The 18,851-nt window shown below is 47.6% G+C and carries 11 protein-coding genes, 9 tRNA genes and 3 rRNA genes; 2 read left to right on the top strand and 21 right to left on the bottom strand.

From position 1 onward, the window contains the following. The first annotated feature begins 330 nt into the window (after nucleotides 1–330). The gene (locus tag NSU00_RS01105) at nucleotides 331–1,794 is read left to right on the top strand and encodes a transposase (protein ID WP_340703224.1); all 1,464 of its coding nucleotides are present in this window, start codon (nucleotides 331–333) and stop codon (nucleotides 1,792–1,794) included. Nucleotides 1,795–2,009: 215 nt separating this feature from the next. Here the strand turns inward: NSU00_RS01105 and NSU00_RS01100 are convergent, their stop codons facing one another. From NSU00_RS01100 to sigW, 8 genes are all read right to left on the bottom strand, one after another. Then, on the bottom strand, nucleotides 2,010–2,135 hold the full coding sequence (locus NSU00_RS01100) for a hypothetical protein (protein WP_340703223.1): 126 nt from the start codon (nucleotides 2,133–2,135) through the stop codon (nucleotides 2,010–2,012). A gap of 92 nt (nucleotides 2,136–2,227) precedes the next feature. Beyond that, nucleotides 2,228–2,653, bottom strand: a complete 426-nt coding sequence (locus NSU00_RS01095) for a hypothetical protein (protein ID WP_014096452.1) — start codon at nucleotides 2,651–2,653, stop codon at nucleotides 2,228–2,230. A 1,208-nt stretch (nucleotides 2,654–3,861) separates the two neighbouring features. Beyond that, nucleotides 3,862–5,664, bottom strand: a complete 1,803-nt coding sequence (gene glmS / locus NSU00_RS01090; RefSeq protein WP_340703222.1) for a glutamine--fructose-6-phosphate transaminase (isomerizing) — start codon at nucleotides 5,662–5,664, stop codon at nucleotides 3,862–3,864. Nucleotides 5,665–6,093: 429 nt separating this feature from the next. Continuing rightward, entirely contained in the window at nucleotides 6,094–7,446 is a 1,353-nt protein-coding gene (glmM, locus tag NSU00_RS01085; protein WP_013858135.1) for a phosphoglucosamine mutase, read from the bottom strand. A 36-nt stretch (nucleotides 7,447–7,482) separates the two neighbouring features. After that, nucleotides 7,483–8,733: a CdaR family protein gene (locus NSU00_RS01080; protein WP_340703221.1), complete on the bottom strand. Its 1,251-nt coding sequence runs from the start codon at nucleotides 8,731–8,733 to the stop codon at nucleotides 7,483–7,485. Beyond that, nucleotides 8,726–9,553, bottom strand: a complete 828-nt coding sequence (gene cdaA, locus NSU00_RS01075) for a diadenylate cyclase CdaA (protein WP_017553452.1) — start codon at nucleotides 9,551–9,553, stop codon at nucleotides 8,726–8,728. The genes NSU00_RS01080 and cdaA overlap by 8 nt, the downstream gene beginning before the upstream one ends. Before the next feature lie 152 nt (nucleotides 9,554–9,705). Beyond that, nucleotides 9,706–10,320, bottom strand: coding sequence for a zf-HC2 domain-containing protein (locus NSU00_RS01070; RefSeq protein ID WP_017553451.1), 615 nt, complete (start codon nucleotides 10,318–10,320; stop codon nucleotides 9,706–9,708). A 12-nt stretch (nucleotides 10,321–10,332) separates the two neighbouring features. Next, a complete protein-coding gene (gene sigW / locus NSU00_RS01065) occupies nucleotides 10,333–10,896 on the bottom strand; it encodes an RNA polymerase sigma factor SigW (protein WP_061574628.1) in 564 nt (187 codons plus the stop codon). 175 nt (nucleotides 10,897–11,071) lie between these two features. Here sigW and NSU00_RS01060 point away from each other — a divergent pair, with 175 nt between their 5' ends. Beyond that, the gene (locus NSU00_RS01060) at nucleotides 11,072–11,245 is read left to right on the top strand and encodes an aspartyl-phosphate phosphatase Spo0E family protein (protein WP_013858130.1); all 174 of its coding nucleotides are present in this window, start codon (nucleotides 11,072–11,074) and stop codon (nucleotides 11,243–11,245) included. Between the two features lie 106 nt (nucleotides 11,246–11,351). Here the strand turns inward: NSU00_RS01060 and rocF are convergent, their stop codons facing one another. From rocF to NSU00_RS00995, 13 genes are all read right to left on the bottom strand, one after another. After that, nucleotides 11,352–12,251: an arginase gene (gene rocF, locus NSU00_RS01055; RefSeq protein ID WP_013858129.1), complete on the bottom strand. Its 900-nt coding sequence runs from the start codon at nucleotides 12,249–12,251 to the stop codon at nucleotides 11,352–11,354. Nucleotides 12,252–12,513: 262 nt separating this feature from the next. After that, nucleotides 12,514–12,585: transfer RNA gene (locus NSU00_RS01050), tRNA-Gly, on the bottom strand. A gap of 40 nt (nucleotides 12,586–12,625) precedes the next feature. After that, nucleotides 12,626–12,698, bottom strand: a tRNA-Lys gene (locus NSU00_RS01045). Nucleotides 12,699–12,744: 46 nt separating this feature from the next. Beyond that, nucleotides 12,745–12,816, bottom strand: a tRNA-Gln gene (locus NSU00_RS01040). A gap of 64 nt (nucleotides 12,817–12,880) precedes the next feature. Next, a tRNA-Tyr gene (locus NSU00_RS01035) sits at nucleotides 12,881–12,965 on the bottom strand. Between the two features lie 5 nt (nucleotides 12,966–12,970). Further along, nucleotides 12,971–13,046, bottom strand: a tRNA-Thr gene (locus NSU00_RS01030). 7 nt (nucleotides 13,047–13,053) lie between these two features. After that, a tRNA-Val gene (locus tag NSU00_RS01025) sits at nucleotides 13,054–13,126 on the bottom strand. An 11-nt stretch (nucleotides 13,127–13,137) separates the two neighbouring features. Next, a tRNA-Glu gene (locus NSU00_RS01020) sits at nucleotides 13,138–13,212 on the bottom strand. 11 nt (nucleotides 13,213–13,223) lie between these two features. Then, nucleotides 13,224–13,296 (bottom strand) — tRNA-Thr (locus NSU00_RS01015). Between the two features lie 6 nt (nucleotides 13,297–13,302). Further along, nucleotides 13,303–13,374: transfer RNA gene (locus NSU00_RS01010), tRNA-Asn, on the bottom strand. Nucleotides 13,375–13,381: 7 nt separating this feature from the next. Next, nucleotides 13,382–13,497 (bottom strand): 5S ribosomal RNA (gene rrf / locus NSU00_RS01005). Nucleotides 13,498–13,947: 450 nt separating this feature from the next. Continuing rightward, nucleotides 13,948–16,879 (bottom strand): 23S ribosomal RNA (locus tag NSU00_RS01000). A 319-nt stretch (nucleotides 16,880–17,198) separates the two neighbouring features. Then, a 16S ribosomal RNA gene (locus NSU00_RS00995) occupies nucleotides 17,199–18,752 on the bottom strand. The 16S, 23S and 5S rRNA genes sit together here with 9 tRNA genes alongside, the layout of an rRNA operon. Between the last annotated feature and the right edge of the window lie 99 nt (nucleotides 18,753–18,851).

Genomic DNA, 18,851 nt, shown 5'->3' with positions numbered 1-18,851 from the left:
AAATGCTATATCCCCTGAAACTGTAAGCAGTCAGACAATTAAAGGTCGTTGATTTATTCCACTAAAGAAAAAAGACGTTTGTAGAAACATTATGACAAATATAAAAAGAAATTGTGAGTTTTTGATTTTAATAGGATAAATTTGCTTATTATAAGTGCCAGAATTTTATCACTTTTTGAGGCTTTGGGCGAGTTTCAATAGATTAGGCTACTCATTCCTGTGGAAAATATTGTAAAACGGAAAAGGATGATTTTTTTTGAAAAAAAAGAGCCATGAAAGCCACTCCTTTGCTAAGATATAAGTACGAGCAAATATCCAGGGAGTGATTTCATGACTATTTCTATTCTAACACAAACCAGAGACTTTTCAATACAACAAAATTTGATTCCCCACAATTGGCAAGACTATGCCGATATACCATTTGTCATTCCAGCCATGTGTTTCCCTTGGGAGATTTTTAAGCCGATTGAACGAGAATACTACACCCTTTTATATTTGCACCTAAAAAATGAAAGAGCACATGATCATTCTAATGAAATACAACCGGCACTATTTCCAATAACGGAGGAAGAAGACAAGTCTGCGTCTTCATTATTTCATCTCCCTTCCACTGGGAGAAAACCGCATCCTTTCATGCCCTTTTTTCGTGCTTTTGAACTGGCCTCTTTACAGTATATTGAAGTGATGGTGGAGAGTGTCTATTTGCAAGTGAAATCAAACCCGCTATTTGCCACCATGTGTGGATTTACGGAGAAAATTCCGAGCTATCGTTCCTTTGCTCGTTTTGATCAAATCATGACAACAAATGGTCTTTGGGAAAAAGCCCGGCTATTGGTTGTTGAATATAATAAAGGGGAAGGCGTGGTTGAAACGAATGAGGAAGCAGCCGCCGTGGATACATCGCATATAGAGGCAGAAGCAACCTTGAATAAAACAAGGAAGACGTGTTCTTGTGAGGGTAATTGCGATTGCCCCAGAGTCCTTACGGACGACAATGTAGGGGTAATGCGTAAAAGTAATGCAGTCTCCTATATTGCGCATAAATTATCAATGGTATGCGGGGTGAGATCCGGTTTGCCTTTGACGCGGGAAGTATTTAAAGGAAATACACCCGATGGGAAAACATTAGAACCGACATTGGAAACGTTTAAGACAGAGCACCCCGAGATGGCTGAGCAGTTGAGCTTTATCCTGGCAGATGGAATCTACCAAACGCCGGAAAATCAAAAAGTGACAAAGGATGTATTACAGGCGAAATTGGTGGCACCGATCAATCCACGGAACCGTAAAGATAAACCAACTACCGCCCGAGGGATTGAAAAAATCAACCGGTACGGCACTCCCATCTGTATCAGTGGACATAAAATGGAACTTAGAGGATCTGATCGGGAAAAGGGGCAATATATTTACACTTGTCCTGTATTTCATCCAAATGCCAAGCAAGAAGGTCTCACCTGCCCGCTAGCGAATCACGCGGAATGTTGTAATGGGGCAGCACAAGGAAGAGTATTTAGGATAGACTTTGATCAAACGCCTCAAGTAGATGTCGAGTTGCCGCAACATGGTCGCACATTTGAAGTGTTATATAGTGCCAGGACGATCATCGAAAGAATCTTTGGCATTCTAAAAGACGGATACAGTCTCCGTCGTGTTCACAAGCGTGGGAAGCAGGCAGTTGAAGCTCATGTAGATCGATGCATGATATCTATGCATATCATGGCAAATATGGCGTACCATCAGACAGGAAAGGCCAATTGTGGATGGACACGCAATCGGCTGCAAAGAGCAAATTAAGTTATTCACAGGTGGATATGTGAATAACTCAAATGAACGTTTTCTTTCCACAAAGGGTAGTGAAAAAAACCATTTTGTGAAGGCGGGATACGTATGCCCTTTTTTTGAAGAAAAATGACCGTTTTACTTCTATTGAATTAAAAATCTGGATGTAAATTGAAAATCTGGATGAAAAGGCAAAAAAAATCGGGATAATTAATTTTCCAGAGCCTCGCTCAAGGGTATATTTTTATTTTGGCAGAGGCTCTAAGATTATTAATAGAACGGAATTCATCAATAAATAACTTTGCACTCTTAGTAATTTCATCAATCAAGGATTTTTTACTCTCATATTTTGGCAATCGTAACACCCCTTACCGAGTTTTGAGTGTTCATGCTTTTATTTTTGCTTTAAACCCTTGTAGAACAAGGGGTGAGAATAGATTTCGGTGTTTCAACTTTTAGATAAAATTTCTTTTGCAACTGGAAATTCACCTATTTTGTCATACTTCTGAAGCAATTGTTTTGAGATTTCAATTGGATATTCTTCTTTTTCATTTTGAGTAACACCTAGTACATTATATAATCCAGAATGAAATTCTTCTAAATTTGGAACTTTACCTTCTTGCATATACTCTTTTTGAACTTTGAGAAGGAAAAATGAAATCTCAGCTCGCTCTTCACCACTTAAATCTTTTTTTACAGCAATGAAATCAATATCTAATAATAAATTAGGAGATATTTTTTGATTTTCAATAATTTTTATTAAAAGGCCTTCTAAAAGTTCAACCTTAGAATTTAAGTTATAAACTTCTTTATCTAATCTTTCTACCTGGTTCTCCAAATTTTCAATCACTTGCGAGGTATTTTTAGCATCCATACTTATTCTCCTATCTTTTTTTAAACGAGACTAAATATTTGAATCACTTTTACAATGGCTTTAGCACCAAATCTTGCAGCTGTATCTCCAAGTGGTCCCTTCATAGCATCGTATTAAAGTTTCTTTTAGTTTACCTTATCTAAAGCTTCTAATTTACGTAGAGCAGGTTTTACATGACTATGCATAACGCTTCCTACTTTTTTCACAGCTGTTTTACCAAAATATTTACCTACTAGATTAGTAATAGGAGTAGTACTATCAATTGCCCATCTTAAAGCCTTCTTATTTATGTAAGTTGGTTCTGATTGAGTAGACATCTGACCGTTAATAGATTGAATACCAGGATCTACTGCAAGAGATGAAGCTTGAGCTTGAGTTGCCTGACTTTGTTGTACTACAGGAGATGTGGTTTCACTCGGTTTCTCAGCAGCAAATGCTGCGGATCCTGAAAAGATACTTGAAGTACCACAACAAATTCTACCATAAAATAATATTATTGGTACATATTTTTTGATATTTTAGATATATATTACTATTTATTCCCCTGTAAAAAAGTCCTTCCCCGCCAAAATCCCCCTTTCCTCTTACTCCCCCAAGGCTCCAACCGCATTTTGATGACCGCTGGCAATGTTAAAAAGTTGGTTCCCGAAACGCCTGATTTTTACCAGAAATTAGGTTGCTGGGTTGTTCAGCATAGTCTGGAAATGTCAAAAAGTTCTTCCCTGATTAGAGAAAAAATATTGGAGAAATGACGGAACTGAGCTGGCTGGGAACCACATGAAAAAGGGCTGAGAATCGCCCAATTCCATACAGTGGAGCTTCTAACGCTATAGGATTAGAGAACGGCGGAGCCCATGCGGGACAAAGGATTGGGGCCGCTGTACAAAAGAAAAACTGGACCCGTTTTGGATCGAGCCCGAGTTTGTCTTTCTATTGAATTAGGGTTGAAAATGACCCGGAAAACAACCATATTTGCCTGCTGAATTGGCCTGGTCTCCTGCCGGTCAGGTACCAACGATTTAACAGCGGGTACCAACTTTTTTGCAGGGGGACGGACTTTTTAACAGGGAGATACAAGGCCTAATCCAAAGAAGCCGGGCCAATAAAATCACCTTGTTTTACCTTGTATCATCCCTTCAATCAATCATTTGATTAAACAAAAAACCCAGGAAAACCAGTCATTCTAGCTTCCCCAGGCTTTTTGTGGTTTATTCGACTGTGACGGATTTGGCCAAATTTCTCGGCTTGTCGACGTCGCAGCCGCGGTGCAGTGCTGCGTAATACGCAAGCAACTGCAATGGTACAACAGAGATAAGAGGTGTCAGTAATTCGTGTACGTGAGGAATGACGAAACGGTCGCCTTCCTCATTCAGGCCTTTCATCGAGATCACGCAAGGGTTGGCCCCGCGGGTAACGACTTCCTTGACATTGCCGCGGATGCTCCAGTTGACTGCTTCCTGTGTGGCAAGCGCGACAACCGGAGTGCCGTCCTCAATCAGGGCAATTGTGCCGTGTTTGAGTTCGCCCCCTGCAAAACCTTCCGCTTGAATATAAGAGATCTCCTTCAGCTTCAGTGCGCCTTCAAGGCAGACAAAGTAGTCCATCGAACGGCCGATGAAGAAGCAATTGCGGGTGACCGTCAAGTAGTCATATGCCATTTGTTCAATTTCTTCTTTTGAACCACACAGCACTTCCATCGCATTTGCCACAAGGCCGAGTTCATGCACCAGGTCAAAGTCTTCGCTGAAACCGCGCGATTTTGCCGCTACATCAGCAAGGATCGCAAGGACGGCAATTTGCGCCGTATATGCCTTTGTCGAAGCAACCGCAATTTCCGGTCCTGCATGAAGCAATAGGGTATAATCCGCTTCACGGGACAACGTCGAGCCCGGCACATTGGTCATCGTCAGCGTCTTGTAACCCAATTCTTTCACTTTTACAAGCACAGCACGGCTGTCGGCTGTCTCCCCACTTTGCGAAATAAAAATGAACAGCGGTTTTTCTGACAAAAGCGGCATATTGTAAACAAACTCACTGGATACATGGACCTCAACCGGAATTTTCGCCAGCTTTTCAATCAGCTGCTTGCCAACAAGGCCGGCATGGTAGCTCGTGCCGCATGCGATGATATAGAGCCGGTCAGCCCCGGTTACGGCATCGATAATCTGGCTGTCAACAGACAATTTGCCGCTGATGTCCTGGTAAGCCTGGATAATTTTCCGCATCACGAGTGGCTGCTCATCGATTTCTTTCAGCATATAATGCGGGTACGTACCCTTTTCTATGTCGCTTGCATCGATTTCCGCTTTATACGGTTGGCGGCTGATCGTTTCACCGGCAAGATTTTGGATTGTGACTTGCCCGCGGGTAAGAATGACCATTTCTCCATCTGCCAGTTCGATAAACTGGTCGGTCACTTGCAGCATCGCCATTGCATCGCTCGCCACCACATTAAAGCCGTTGCCGACGCCTACCAAAAGCGGGCTTTTATTTTTTGCCGCATAAATCGTATTGCCGTCTTTTTCATCCAAGAGGGCAAGGGCATAAGAACCCTTTAAAAGCGTCAGCGTTTTCCGGAACGCTTCCGCCGTTTCAAGGCCTTCTGAAGCAAATTTTTCTACCAGTTGCACGATAATTTCCGTATCTGTATCACTTTTTAAAGGAACATCCGTAAGATACTCTTTTTGCAAAAGCGTGTAGTTTTCGATCACGCCGTTATGCACAAGCGTAAAACGGCCGGATGCACTTTGGTGCGGGTGGGCATTTTCCCTGCTCGGTACCCCGTGGGTTGCCCAGCGTGTATGGCCGATGCCGGTCGTCGCCGCAATACGCATATCCACGATCCGGCGCAAATCTTCAATCCGTCCCTTTTCTTTAAACACATGCACGCCGGCTTCATTCCGGAGAGCGATCCCTGCAGAATCGTAGCCTCTATATTCCAGCTTCTCCAAGCCTTTTAACAAAATTTCCTTCGCATCTTCAGTACCGATATAACCTACAATACCACACATTTGTTCTTCCTCCCTGGATCACAAGGGGGCAAGAACCACCGGGAGCAGTCCTGCCCCCTTATCTCTTGAAATTTTTGTAAAACAGCTGATCCGTTTTCTCTTCCCACATGCTTTTCCCTTTGTCCAGCGGGTCACCCCGCCGATTTGTGGAAAAACATACGGCTGTGTGTGGCAGCCGGGAGGCATCCGCCGAAAGCTCGATACTCCTCCTCCTCGTCAACTGGGTCAATCCGTCCCGAACCCAGTTCTGGCGCTTTTAGAAAAAAGTCTTAAACGATCCTCCTTTTTTGTAAAGTGAAGAGAAAACAACATCATTATCATAGCGTATGCGTTATACTGCGTCAACATATTTTACCATTCTCAACATAAAATATGCATAAGAGGGTTGTTGCGTTCCCCCTTATGCACCGAAAAAATCAATCGTTGAAATTATTCTCTTAAACCCATTTCCGCTTCCACTGCCCCGGCAATCCGGGAAACAAACCGGCTGCAGTCTTCCGCCGTCTGTGCTTCCACCATGACACGCACAAGCGGCTCTGTTCCGGAAGGGCGGACAAGGACACGCCCGTTCCCGGCCATTTCTCTTTCTACCTCGTCAATCACCGATTTTATTTTTTCGTTTTCTAAAACATGGTATTTATCGGTTACCTTAACATTCACGAGTTTCTGCGGGTACTTTTTCATTTCCGCAGCCAGTTCGGAAAGCGGCTTGTTCGCGATCTTCATGATGTTGATCAGCTGCAGCCCGGTTAAAAGGCCGTCACCGGTCGTGTTATGGTCAAGGAAAATAATATGGCCCGACTGCTCGCCGCCCAAATTAAAGCCGTTTGCTTTCATTTCTTCGACAACGTACCGGTCGCCGACAGCCGTTTGAACACTATTGATGCCAAGCGCTTCAAGGCCCTTATGGAAGCCGAGATTGCTCATTACAGTAGAAACGACGGTATTTTTCTTTAAAAGCCCTTCTTGTTTTAAGTATTTGGCACAAATATACATAATCTGGTCCCCGTCTATGATCTGGCCTTTTTCATCAACAGCGATCAACCGGTCGCCGTCGCCGTCAAATGCAAGCCCGACATTCGCGCCTTTTTCCTGGACGAAAGCAGCAAGCGCTTCCGGATGCGTGGACCCGACCCCGTCATTGATATTCAGACCGTTCGGGGATGCCCCCATTGTCGAGACATCTGCATCAAGATCGGCAAAAAGATATGTCGCCAGCGAAGAAGTCGAACCGTTGGCACAGTCAAGCGCCACATGAATACCGGTAAATTCTTCATCCACTGTCTGTTTTAAGAACTGCAAGTATTTCTGGCTACCTTCAAAGTAGTCGCTGACAATGCCGAGATCTTTCCCGACCGGCCGCGGCAGGTCATCCGTGTCTTGATTGAGCAGTTCTTCGATTTCCGCTTCCTCGTCATCCGACAGTTTAAAACCGTCGGGGCCGAAAAACTTAATGCCGTTATCTTCCACCGGGTTATGCGAGGCCGAAATCATGACGCCGGCCTGCGCCCCCAATGCTTTTGTCAAATAAGCAACCCCCGGCGTGGTAATCACGCCAAGCCGCATTGCTTCTGCCCCGATGGACAGAAGCCCGGCAACAAGCGCCCCCTCAAGCATCTGCCCGGAAATGCGCGTATCGCGGCCAATCAGAACTTTCGGCCGCTCATTCGCATGCTTGGTCAAAACATATCCGCCGAAACGTCCCAGTTTAAAAGCAAGTTCAGGTGTGAGTTCAGAATTTGCTATGCCTCTTACTCCGTCTGTACCAAAAAATTTCGTCATCAGGTTTCGCTCCTTCTTTTCCGCATATCAGTTCTGTTATTCTGTCTTTTGTGCTTCGTCACTTATGCGTATTTTCGCCTTTTCACCGGAAAGCCTCCACGTTATATTTTTCGGACCCGATACAATATAGCTTACTTCGTGGTCTCCCTCCTTCAGGCCGGACAGATCGATCGAGACATTAAAGTCAGAGGCGGAAATCTTGTCCAAATCGCTCTTTTTCCCGTCTGCAATGATATCAATCGTTCCGTTCTTCGGAGAAAGGAAATCCATTTGATAGCCGGCAGCCAGCCCTTTTTCCTTAATCGGAATATTGCTCAGTGTTTTCTCATCTTCATCTTTTTTTTCTTCCACTTTAATGGTCGCTGTGACCATTTCCGGATCCACCTTATTGATGCCGTCCGGAAGGGAAATTGGAACATCAATGGTCGTATCTTTCGTAATTTTGCTGATGTCGATGTTAACCGGCAGCGCCTCAATCCCGGCAAGGCGGGCACTGGTGCCGTAGATGGTCACCTTTTTCGGATTTGTCGTGATGCTTTTTATCGTCAAATTGTCGCGGTTACTGCCAACCGGGTTAATGGAAATCGGGACGGTTTTGCTCGGATTGGTCACATTCACCGAGACATTCACTTTATCCGGGTTGACCGAGACATCCAGTTTATTTAAATTCCGGTCGAGGACATTCACTGTCGCGGCCCTCGTAAAACTTTCCGTAATCGGTTTGCTGATTTCCACTGTCGCTTTTACATAGCTGATCCTGTCAATGACGTTTTTCGCCCCGGTAATTTTCACTGTACTTGGCTCCACAGCAGGCACAGATGCTTCATACCCGGTTGCCAGCAAAGCTTTGTCGTATTCTGCCTCAACGTTGAAAATTTTGGATACTTTTTCTTGTACCGATACGGTAGCATACGTACGGCTGAGTTTGTATTTCAGTTTATCGGAAAGATTTTTTACTTTCAATTTGGCTTTTTGCCTGCCGATTTGTGCATTGCTTAAATCCATGTAAACGGTGAAATCCCTTGAGGCTTTCACCTGCTGAACGATGACTTTCGGGCCGGTTACAGTCACGTCCACCGTTTTCGGTGCGCCTGATACAACAAGGTTTTTGTTGTCATAAATCAGCTGGACCGGCATATTTTCAACCACGCCGCTGCTGTTTTTTGTGGCGGAACCGATAATTTTATTGCCTTCACCGTTTTCCACCGCAACTGAAATATAAAGCAGGATGGCTAAAACAAGCGCCAGCACCCTCATAAACCAACGATTGTCCATTAGTTTATCCATGTTTTCTCACCCTCCAGTTCCATTTCGACGAGGAAGGCTCCTTTGTTTTCTGGGTATAGTTCAGTTCGGCTTCCAGCATTTCCTGCAATTGCTCCAGGCTTAAATCCCTGTGAAGCTCGCCATTTTTCGTGACCGTGATCCCGCCCGTCTCTTCGGATACAACCACCGTCAAACAGTCTGTTACCTCACTGATCCCGACCGCGGCCCTGTGCCTTGTCCCCAGTTCCTTCGAAATAAACGGGCTCTCGGAAAGCGGCAAATAGCAAGCTGCGGCCGCCACTTTCCGCTTCTGGATTATGACGGCGCCGTCATGAAGCGGAGTGTTCGGAATAAAGATGTTAATCAAAAGTTCAGCCGATACAACAGAATCAAGCGGGATACCGGTTTCGATATAATCGCCTAATCCTGTTCCGCGCTCAATCGAGATCAGGGCGCCGATTCTGCGTTTCGCCATATAGCTGGTCGCCTTGACGATCGCTTCAACGAGGTGGGCCTGCTCATCTTCTTCCTGGCCGTTCGTTCTTGAAAAGAATTTTCCCCTGCCGAGTTGCTCAAGGGCCCGCCGCAACTCCGGCTGGAAGATAATAATCACGACCAGAAATCCGTATGTAAGTGCCTGGTCCATCATCCATGCCAGCGCCTGCAGCCCGAGCAAGCTGCTAAGGCTCCTGACGATGATGATCACAAAAATGCCTTTCAAAAGCTGGACCGCTTTTGTTCCGCGGATCACCATCAATAATTTATAGATGACAAACCAGACGACCAATATATCCACAATTTTGGAGAGATAGTTCCAGATGGGGAAATCAGCAATATGCATGACCCTGCCTCCATTAATTCATCAATCTTCATATCCTCTGTCTTCAACTGTTTTATTATATCATTTCCCGCGGCGAAATAGCAGCTTTTCTATACCTGGAAAAAGAAACGGGAACGGGAACCGGATCCGGCCCCGCTCCAATATATTTATATTCATTTCAAATGCTTCCATGCATCCTGTCCTGCATCTTTTATTTTATACCAAATCCATTCAAAAACTTCATTAATTTCTTCTACATTTCCGGTAACGTCCCCCGCGGAGGCCATGTATTCATTTCCCCGGACCACTGTCACATTCCCTTCCACTTTCCCTTCAATCCGGAGATCGCCGTTTGTTACCGTAATGTCCTCTTTAATTACTTTTCCCTTCGGCACAATCGCGGTATGCCCCTGGACAATGATGTCTTTGTTTTTCGTTACGGAAAACTCGTCCGGGTTATGCCACTCGGAAAACATCGCGCCTGCCATTAAAATGAAGAACAAGCCGGCAGAGGCGAGAAACGGGTGCATTTTCAACCAGCGGCCCGCCCCGATCCGTTTTTTCTCCCTTGGAAGATTTTTCATGACGCGGCCTGTAAATCCGGGAGGCGCCTGGACATTCGGAAGGCTTTGCACGTAAAAGATGCTTTTTTGCAGCTCATAAAAATGCTGTCGGCACGCGCGGCATGTTTCCAAATGGTACTCGAGAATTTTTTTATGGTCTTCCGGAATGTCTTCATCTAAGTATTCATGCATATACAGTACAATTCTCTCAGAACATGCCTCCATATTTTTCCCTCCTCACAGCCTGCCTAATTGCTTTCGCAGCGCTTCACGCCCGCGGTGGATTCTTGTTTTTACCGTTCCCAGCGGAATGTCCAGCATTTCACTGATTTCATTTAAAGATAATTCTTCAATATACTTTAAAACGATAATAATCCGGTATTTTTCCGGCAATTTTAAAATTTCCCGCTGGATCATTTCCTGCATCTCAAGTGTCTCCACCTGCATATCCGGCAGGTTTTCCTCCGCCGGTACGGTTGAGTAAAGGGTCAGCCCTTCCGTCCCGGAAATTTCCGCATCCAGATAAAAATCCGGCTTCTTCTTGCGGATCCGGTCAATACACAAATTAGTAGCAATCCGGTACAACCACGATGAAAATTTCCGTTCCTGCTTAAAACTTTTAATATGGATATAGGCGCGGATAAACGTTTCCTGCGCCAGATCCTCCGCTTCGGTGCGGCTCCCGATCATGCGGAAACAGATTTGGAATACTTTATCTTTATATAATTCAACGATATCATTAAAAGCATTTTGGTCACCCTTCATGACCTGCTTAATTTTTCGGTCTACAATTGCTTCCATTTTCCCCCTCCGCCCTGTGCGGTACGTTATTTTTACGATTTTCTCCTGAAAAGGTTTCAAAAAAAGCAATAAAATATTCAAGTCTATTGTAGCAAAGTTATGGAAAAAATGTTTAAATCTTTAGTAAAATGGATATAAAATTATTACAAATTTGAATACGAACGGGGAGTCAGGGATGAACCAGAAAAGCCAAGCCTTAATGTTGGAAATTGAGGAAAAAAGACGTGAAATGATTCAGCTCGCTTCGACCACTGCGTATTGGGACGACCAGGTCTTACAGGCAAGCAGGCATCTGGACCAGCTCATCAATCAATTTAACAAATTGAAAAGCAGTAAACTTCAGGGATAAGTGGACAGAACACCCATGGAATAGATTTAAATAAAAAAACGGCAAAGCGTCCATCATTTGCCGTTTTTTTATTTGCGTGCCGGGCACCAGCTAATAGGGGCTTTTTTTAAAGAAGTTTTTTCCCGAACAATGTTTCAATCAGGCGGACAGCTTTTTCTGCCGTTTGATTGCGGCTGTCAAGAATCGGGTTTACCTCAACAACATCAGCTGAAACAACGGCATTTGCATCGTGCAGTATCTCCATGGCGAGCCGGCTTTCGCGGAAATGAAGCCCGCCGTATACAGGCGTTCCCACACCCGGGGCTTCTTGCGGATCGAGCGCATCTAAATCGAGCGACAAATGAATGCCGTCCGTTCTTTCTTTTAAATAGTTAATGCTTGCTGCCATGACGCTCTCCATCCCAATCCGGTCGATTTCAGCCATCGTGTAAATTTTAATGCCCAGGTTGCGGATGAAATCCTTTTCCCCTTCGTCCAAATCCCGCTGCCCGATCAGGACAACATGCTCCGCTTTCAGTTTCGGAATATAGCCGTAAACGCCCGTTAAAGAAGCATGCCCGTACCCGAGGCTGGCGGCAAGCGGCATGCCGTGAACATTTCCGGAAGGGCTTGTCTCAGGAGTATTCATATCCGCATGCGCATCAAACCAAATGACGCCGAGATTTCTGTAATGTTTGCTGATGCCGGCAATTGTCCCAATGGCAATGCTGTGGTCGCCGCCAAAAATAAGCGGGAACCGGTTGCTTTTTACAATTTCATCTGTATGCTCTGCAATGAACTGGCTCGCTTTTGCAATCGTTTTTAAATTTCTTGCATTGACTTCGTCATCAGGGAGCTGCTCCGCCCTGCCAATTTCAATATTGCCCAAATCGGTAACCGCGCAGCCGAGTTTCTCGAGTCCTTCTTTCACACCTGCATACCGGATCGCCTGCGGGCCTAGATCCACCCCTTTATACCGCTGCCCAAGATCCATTGGAACCCCCATTATTGCAATATGTTTCTCCATCAGACTGTCCCCTTTCCTTCTCTCTATCTATCATTGTAAAATTGTTTTCCAATTGGCTCAACTGTACAAAATTCTGTATAATTATTCAAGAAAATGGAGGTGAGACTATTCATCTTAAAGGGGCCTTCCTTCACCAATCCAGAAAACCCATCAACCATCCGCCAACAACACTGGAGTTGTATTATAGAGTGAAAAATATTTACAGACAAATAAAAAACGCTCAAACCCTTTTATATCAAGAGGTTTGAGCGTTTAAACTTTAAGCGGAAGACGGGACTCGAACCCGCGACCCACACCTTGGGAAGGTGTTGTTCTACCACTAAACTACTTCCGCATATTTGTAGAATACCACATATTTTAAAAAAAGAAAAGAGTGAGCCATGCAGGATTCGAACCTGCGACCCTCTGATTAAAAGTCAGATGCTCTACCAACTGAGCTAATGGCTCGTAAAAATCTATATATCCATTGGCGTAACCAATTCAATAGAAAAGGCTGGGCCAGCTGGATTCGAACCAACGCATGACGGAGTCAAAGTCCGTTGCCTTACCGCTTGGCTATGGCCCAATTATCTATAGTATGAACCCTCTCACCAAAAAAATGCACCAAAGTGCATGCCCAAAAAATGAGATGGTGGAGGGGGACGGATTCGAACCGCCGAACCCTGAGGGAGCGGATTTACAGTCCGCCGCGTTTAGCCACTTCGCTACCCCTCCGTAAATGGTGCCGGCCAGAGGACTTGAACCCCCAACCTACTGATTACAAGTCAGTTGCTCTACCAATTGAGCTAGACCGGCATACAAATGGAGGATGACGGGCTCGAACCGCCGACCCTCTGCTTGTAAGGCAGACGCTCTCCCAGCTGAGCTAATCCTCCAAATATGTAAATGGTGACCCGTACGGGATTCGAACCCGTGTTACCGCCGTGAAAGGGCGGTGTCTTAACCGCTTGACCAACGGGCCAAAAAAATATAAGCTTCCAATCGGGCTCGAACCGATGACCTCTTCCTTACCATGGAAGTGCTCTACCTGCTGAGCTATGGAAGCATATGACTCCGCAGGTAGGATTCGAACCTACGACCGATCGGTTAACAGCCGATTGCTCTACCACTGAGCTACTGCGGAATATCGGGCCCGGCAGTGTCCTACTCTCGCAGGGGGAAACCCCCAACTACCATCGGCGCTGGAAAGCTTAACTTCCGTGTTCGGGATGGGAACGGGTGTGACCTTTCCGCCATCGTCACCGGACCTCAATGACAAAAATCATTATAACAAAGTTTCCATTGCTTATCAACAGGAATTATGTGATTCCCTGAAAACCGGATGGGAGAAAAAACTGTAAACGGAGAATGCGTTTCTAACTTTGAAAATGGTTCAGCGCCAGTGCCTTTGGTAAGGCACCTCCGCTTTTCTATTGTCCAGCTCCGGGCGCTATCGGCTAGTGAACTTCCCGTCCCCCTTTCCTACGATAAGCGGGCATCGACTCGCCTTTAGGGCTCGTCGTGTTTCCTTTATCTCAGGCGGGGGCCTTGAAGTTCATACGCCGATGACCAAGGCGCTTCCGCTTTTCTATTGTCTAGCTCCGGTGCCTAGCCCCTCGAGGTCGAATCACCTGCCCGTCACGGAGCCAAAAGACGGCTCCATGCCGGTCAGAACATTCGCTTGTCGGGGCTAAACAAGGCACCTTCGCTTTTCTATTTGGTTAAGTCCTCGATCGATTAGTATCCGTCAGCTGCACGCGTCACCGCGCTTCCACCCCGGACCTATCAACCTGATCATCTTTCAGGGATCTTACCAGTTAAACTGTGGGAAATCTCATCTTGAGGGGGGCTTCATGCTTAGATGCTTTCAGCACTTATCCCTTCCGCACATAGCTACCCAGCGATGCCTTTGGCAAGACAACTGGTACACCAGCGGTGCGTCCATCCCGGTCCTCTCGTACTAAGGACAGCTCCTCTCAAATTTCCTGCGCCCGCGACGGATAGGGACCGAACTGTCTCACGACGTTCTGAACCCAGCTCGCGTACCGCTTTAATGGGCGAACAGCCCAACCCTTGGGACCGACTACAGCCCCAGGATGCGATGAGCCGACATCGAGGTGCCAAACCTCCCCGTCGATGTGGACTCTTGGGGGAGATCAGCCTGTTATCCCCAGGGTAGCTTTTATCCGTTGAGCGATGGCCCTTCCATGCGGAACCACCGGATCACTAAGCCCGACTTTCGTCCCTGCCCGACTTGTAAGTCTCGCAGTCAAGCTCCCTTATGCCTTTACACTCTGCGAATGATTTCCAACCATTCTGAGGGAACCTTTGGGCGCCTCCGTTACCTTTTAGGAGGCGACCGCCCCAGTCAAACTGCCTGCCTGACACTGTCTCCCACCCCGGTAAGGGGTGCGGGTTAGAATTTCAATACAGCCAGGGTAGTATCCCACCGATGCCTCCGCCGAAGCTGGCGCTCCGGTTTCCAAGGCTCCTACCTATCCTGTACAAGCTGTACCAAAATTCAATATCAGGCTGCAGTAAAGCTCCATGGGGTCTTTCCGTCCTGTCGCGGGTAACCTGCATCTTCACAGGTACTATAATTTCACCGAGTCTCTCGTTGAGACAGTGCCCAGATCGTTACACCTTTCGTGCGGGTCAGAACTTACCTGACAAGGAATTTCGCTACCTTAGGACCGTTATAGTTACGGCCGCCGTTTACTGGGGCTTCAGTTCAGAGCTTCGCCTTGCGGCTAACCCCTCTCCTTAACCTTCCAGCACCGGGCAGGTGTCAGCCCCTATACTTCGCCTTGCGGCTTCGCAGAGACCTGTGTTTTTGCTAAACAGTCGCCTGGGCCTATTCACTGCGGCTTCCCGGGGCATACACCCCAAAAAGCACCCCTTCTCCCGAAGTTACGGGGTCATTTTGCCGAGTTCCTTAACGAGAGTTCTCTCGCTCACCTTAGGATTCTCTCCTCGCCTACCTGTGTCGGTTTGCGGTACGGGCGCCTTTCACCTCACTAGAGGCTTTTCTTGGCAGTGTGGAATCAGGAACTTCGGTACTTTAATTTCCCTCGCCATCACAGCTCCGCCTTGGCGCGAAGGATTTGCCTCCGCACCGGCCTAACTGCTTGGACGCGATCAACCAGTGTCGCGCTTGCCCTATCCTCCTGCGTCCCCCCATCGTTCAAACGGTGAAGAGGCGGTACAGGAATATCAACCTGTTGTCCATCGCCTACGCCTTTCGGCCTCGGCTTAGGCCCCGACTAACCCTGAGCGGACGAGCCTTCCTCAGGAAACCTTAGGCATTCGGTGGAAGGGATTCTCACCCTTCTTTCGCTACTCATACCGGCATTCTCACTTCTAAGCGCTCCACCGGTCCTTCCGGTCCGGCTTCAACGCCCTTAGAACGCTCTCCTACCACGGACACCAAACGGTGTCCATCCGCAGCTTCGGTGATACGTTTAGCCCCGGTACATTTTCGGCGCAGCGTCACTCGACCAGTGAGCTATTACGCACTCTTTGAATGATGGCTGCTTCTAAGCCAACATCCTGGTTGTCTAAGCAACGCCACATCCTTTTCCACTTAACGTATACTTTGGGACCTTAGCTGGCGGTCTGGGCTGTTTCCCTTTCGACCATGGATCTTATCACTCACAGTCTGACTCCCAAGCATAAGTTTTTGGCATTCGGAGTTTGTCTGAATTCGGTAACCCGATGAGGGCCCCTCGTCCAAACAGTGCTCTACCTCCAAAACTCTCCGCTTGAGGCTAGCCCTAAAGCTATTTCGGAGAGAACCAGCTATCTCCAAGTTCGATTGGAATTTCTCCGCTACCCACACCTCATCCCCGCACTTTTCAACGTGCGTGGGTTCGGGCCTCCAGCAAGTGTTACCTTGCCTTCACCCTGGACATGGGTAGATCACCTGGTTTCGGGTCTGCGGCCTCATACTCTTTCGCCCTGTTCAGACTCGCTTTCGCTGCGGCTCCGCTTCTTCAGCTTAACCTTGCATGAGACCGTAACTCGCCGGTTCATTCTACAAAAGGCACGCCATCACCCGTTAACGGGCTCTGACTACTTGTAGGCACACGGTTTCAGGATCTCTTTCACTCCCCTCCCGGGGTGCTTTTCACCTTTCCCTCACGGTACTGGTTCACTATCGGTCACTAGGGAGTATTTAGCCTTGGGAGATGGTCCTCCCGGATTCCGGCGGGATTCCTCGTGTCCCGCCGTACTCAGGATCCACTCGGGAGAGAACGAAGTTTCAGTTACAGGGCTTTTACCTTCTCCGGCAGGCCTTTCCAGGCCGCTTCACTTACCCCGTTCTTTTGTAACTCCCATATGAGTGTCCTACAACCCCGGAAGGCAAGCCTTCCGGTTTGGGCTGTTTCCTGTTCGCTCGCCGCTACTTGGGAAATCGCAATTGCTTTCTCTTCCTCCGGGTACTGAGATGTTTCAGTTCCCCGGGTGTGCCCTTCCTGCCCTATGGATTCAGGCAGGAATCCTGTCCGATTAAAGACAGGGGGTTTCCCCATTCGGAAATCTCCGGATCAAAGCTTACGTACAGCTCCCCGGAGCATATCGGTGTTTGTACCGTCCTTCATCGGCTCCTAGTGCCAAGGCATCCGCCGTGCGCCCTTTCTAACTTAACCATAAAAGGTTTAAATCCAAAAATAAGCGATTCTCGGTTTACTTGGTTTATTTCTCCTATCCGGTTTTCAAAGAACACATACTGAAGGATTGGACCTTCAAAACTGAACAAAACGAAAACGCCAAACTTAATTTCGGAAAACCGAAGGTTTTCCTTTTATGTCTAGCTCCGGGCGCTATCGGCTAGCGTATTTCTACGTCTTCTCCCTACGATAAGCGGGCATCGATTCGCCTTTAAGGCTCATCGTGTTTCCTTTATCTCAGTCGAAGACTTCGAAATCCGTACGCCGATGAACGAGCGCCCTACGCTTTTCCCCTTAGAAAGGAGGTGATCCAGCCGCACCTTCCGATACGGCTACCTTGTTACGACTTCACCCCAATCATCTGTCCCACCTTCGGCGGCTGGCTCCGTAAAGGTTACCTCACCGACTTCGGGTGTTACAAACTCTCGTGGTGTGACGGGCGGTGTGTACAAGGCCCGGGAACGTATTCACCGCGGCATGCTGATCCGCGATTACTAGCGATTCCGGCTTCATGCAGGCGGGTTGCAGCCTGCAATCCGAACTGGGAATGGTTTTCTGGGATTGGCTTAACCTCGCGGTCTCGCAGCCCTTTGTACCATCCATTGTAGCACGTGTGTAGCCCAGGTCATAAGGGGCATGATGATTTGACGTCATCCCCACCTTCCTCCGGTTTGTCACCGGCAGTCACCTTAGAGTGCCCAACTCAATGCTGGCAACTAAGGTCAAGGGTTGCGCTCGTTGCGGGACTTAACCCAACATCTCACGACACGAGCTGACGACAACCATGCACCACCTGTCACTCTGTCCCCCGAAGGGGAAGGCCCTGTCTCCAGGGAGGTCAGAGGATGTCAAGACCTGGTAAGGTTCTTCGCGTTGCTTCGAATTAAACCACATGCTCCACCGCTTGTGCGGGCCCCCGTCAATTCCTTTGAGTTTCAGCCTTGCGGCCGTACTCCCCAGGCGGAGTGCTTAATGCGTTAGCTGCAGCACTAAAGGGCGGAAACCCTCTAACACTTAGCACTCATCGTTTACGGCGTGGACTACCAGGGTATCTAATCCTGTTTGCTCCCCACGCTTTCGCGCCTCAGCGTCAGTTACAGACCAGAGAGCCGCCTTCGCCACTGGTGTTCCTCCACATCTCTACGCATTTCACCGCTACACGTGGAATTCCACTCTCCTCTTCTGCACTCAAGCCTCCCAGTTTCCAATGACCGCTTGCGGTTGAGCCGCAAGATTTCACATCAGACTTAAGAAGCCGCCTGCGCGCGCTTTACGCCCAATAATTCCGGACAACGCTTGCCACCTACGTATTACCGCGGCTGCTGGCACGTAGTTAGCCGTGGCTTTCTGGCCGGGTACCGTCAAGGCGCCGCCCTGTTCGAACGGCACTTGTTCTTCCCCGGCAACAGAGTTTTACGACCCGAAGGCCTTCTTCACTCACGCGGCGTTGCTCCGTCAGACTTTCGTCCATTGCGGAAGATTCCCTACTGCTGCCTCCCGTAGGAGTTTGGGCCGTGTCTCAGTCCCAATGTGGCCGATCACCCTCTCAGGTCGGCTACGCATCGTTGCCTTGGTGGGCCGTTACCCCGCCAACTAGCTAATGCGCCGCGGGCCCATCTGTAAGTGGCAGCCGAAGCCGCCTTTCCTTTTTCCTCCATGCGGAGGAAAAAACGATCTGGTATTAGCCCCGGTTTCCCGGCGTTATCCCAGTCTTACAGGCAGGTTGCCCACGTGTTACTCACCCGTCCGCCGCTAACCTTTTAAAAGCAAGCTTTTAAAAGGTCCGCACGACTTGCATGTATTAGGCACGCCGCCAGCGTTCGTCCTGAGCCAGGATCAAACTCTCAGTAAAGATGTTTGATAAAAGCTCAAAAAGAATTTGACGTTTCGTTTTGTCCAGTTTTCAAGGAACAATCTTTGCTGTTTCTTCATAACAGCGACTTTTACATTA

Origin of the sequence: Weizmannia sp. FSL W8-0401, assembly GCF_038009125.1 — a bacterium.
Classification (GTDB): Bacteria; Bacillota; Bacilli; order Bacillales; family Bacillaceae_C; genus Weizmannia; species Weizmannia coagulans.
Note: the sequence above shows the minus strand (reverse complement) of the source record. Positions and strands in the feature narration are given on the sequence as shown.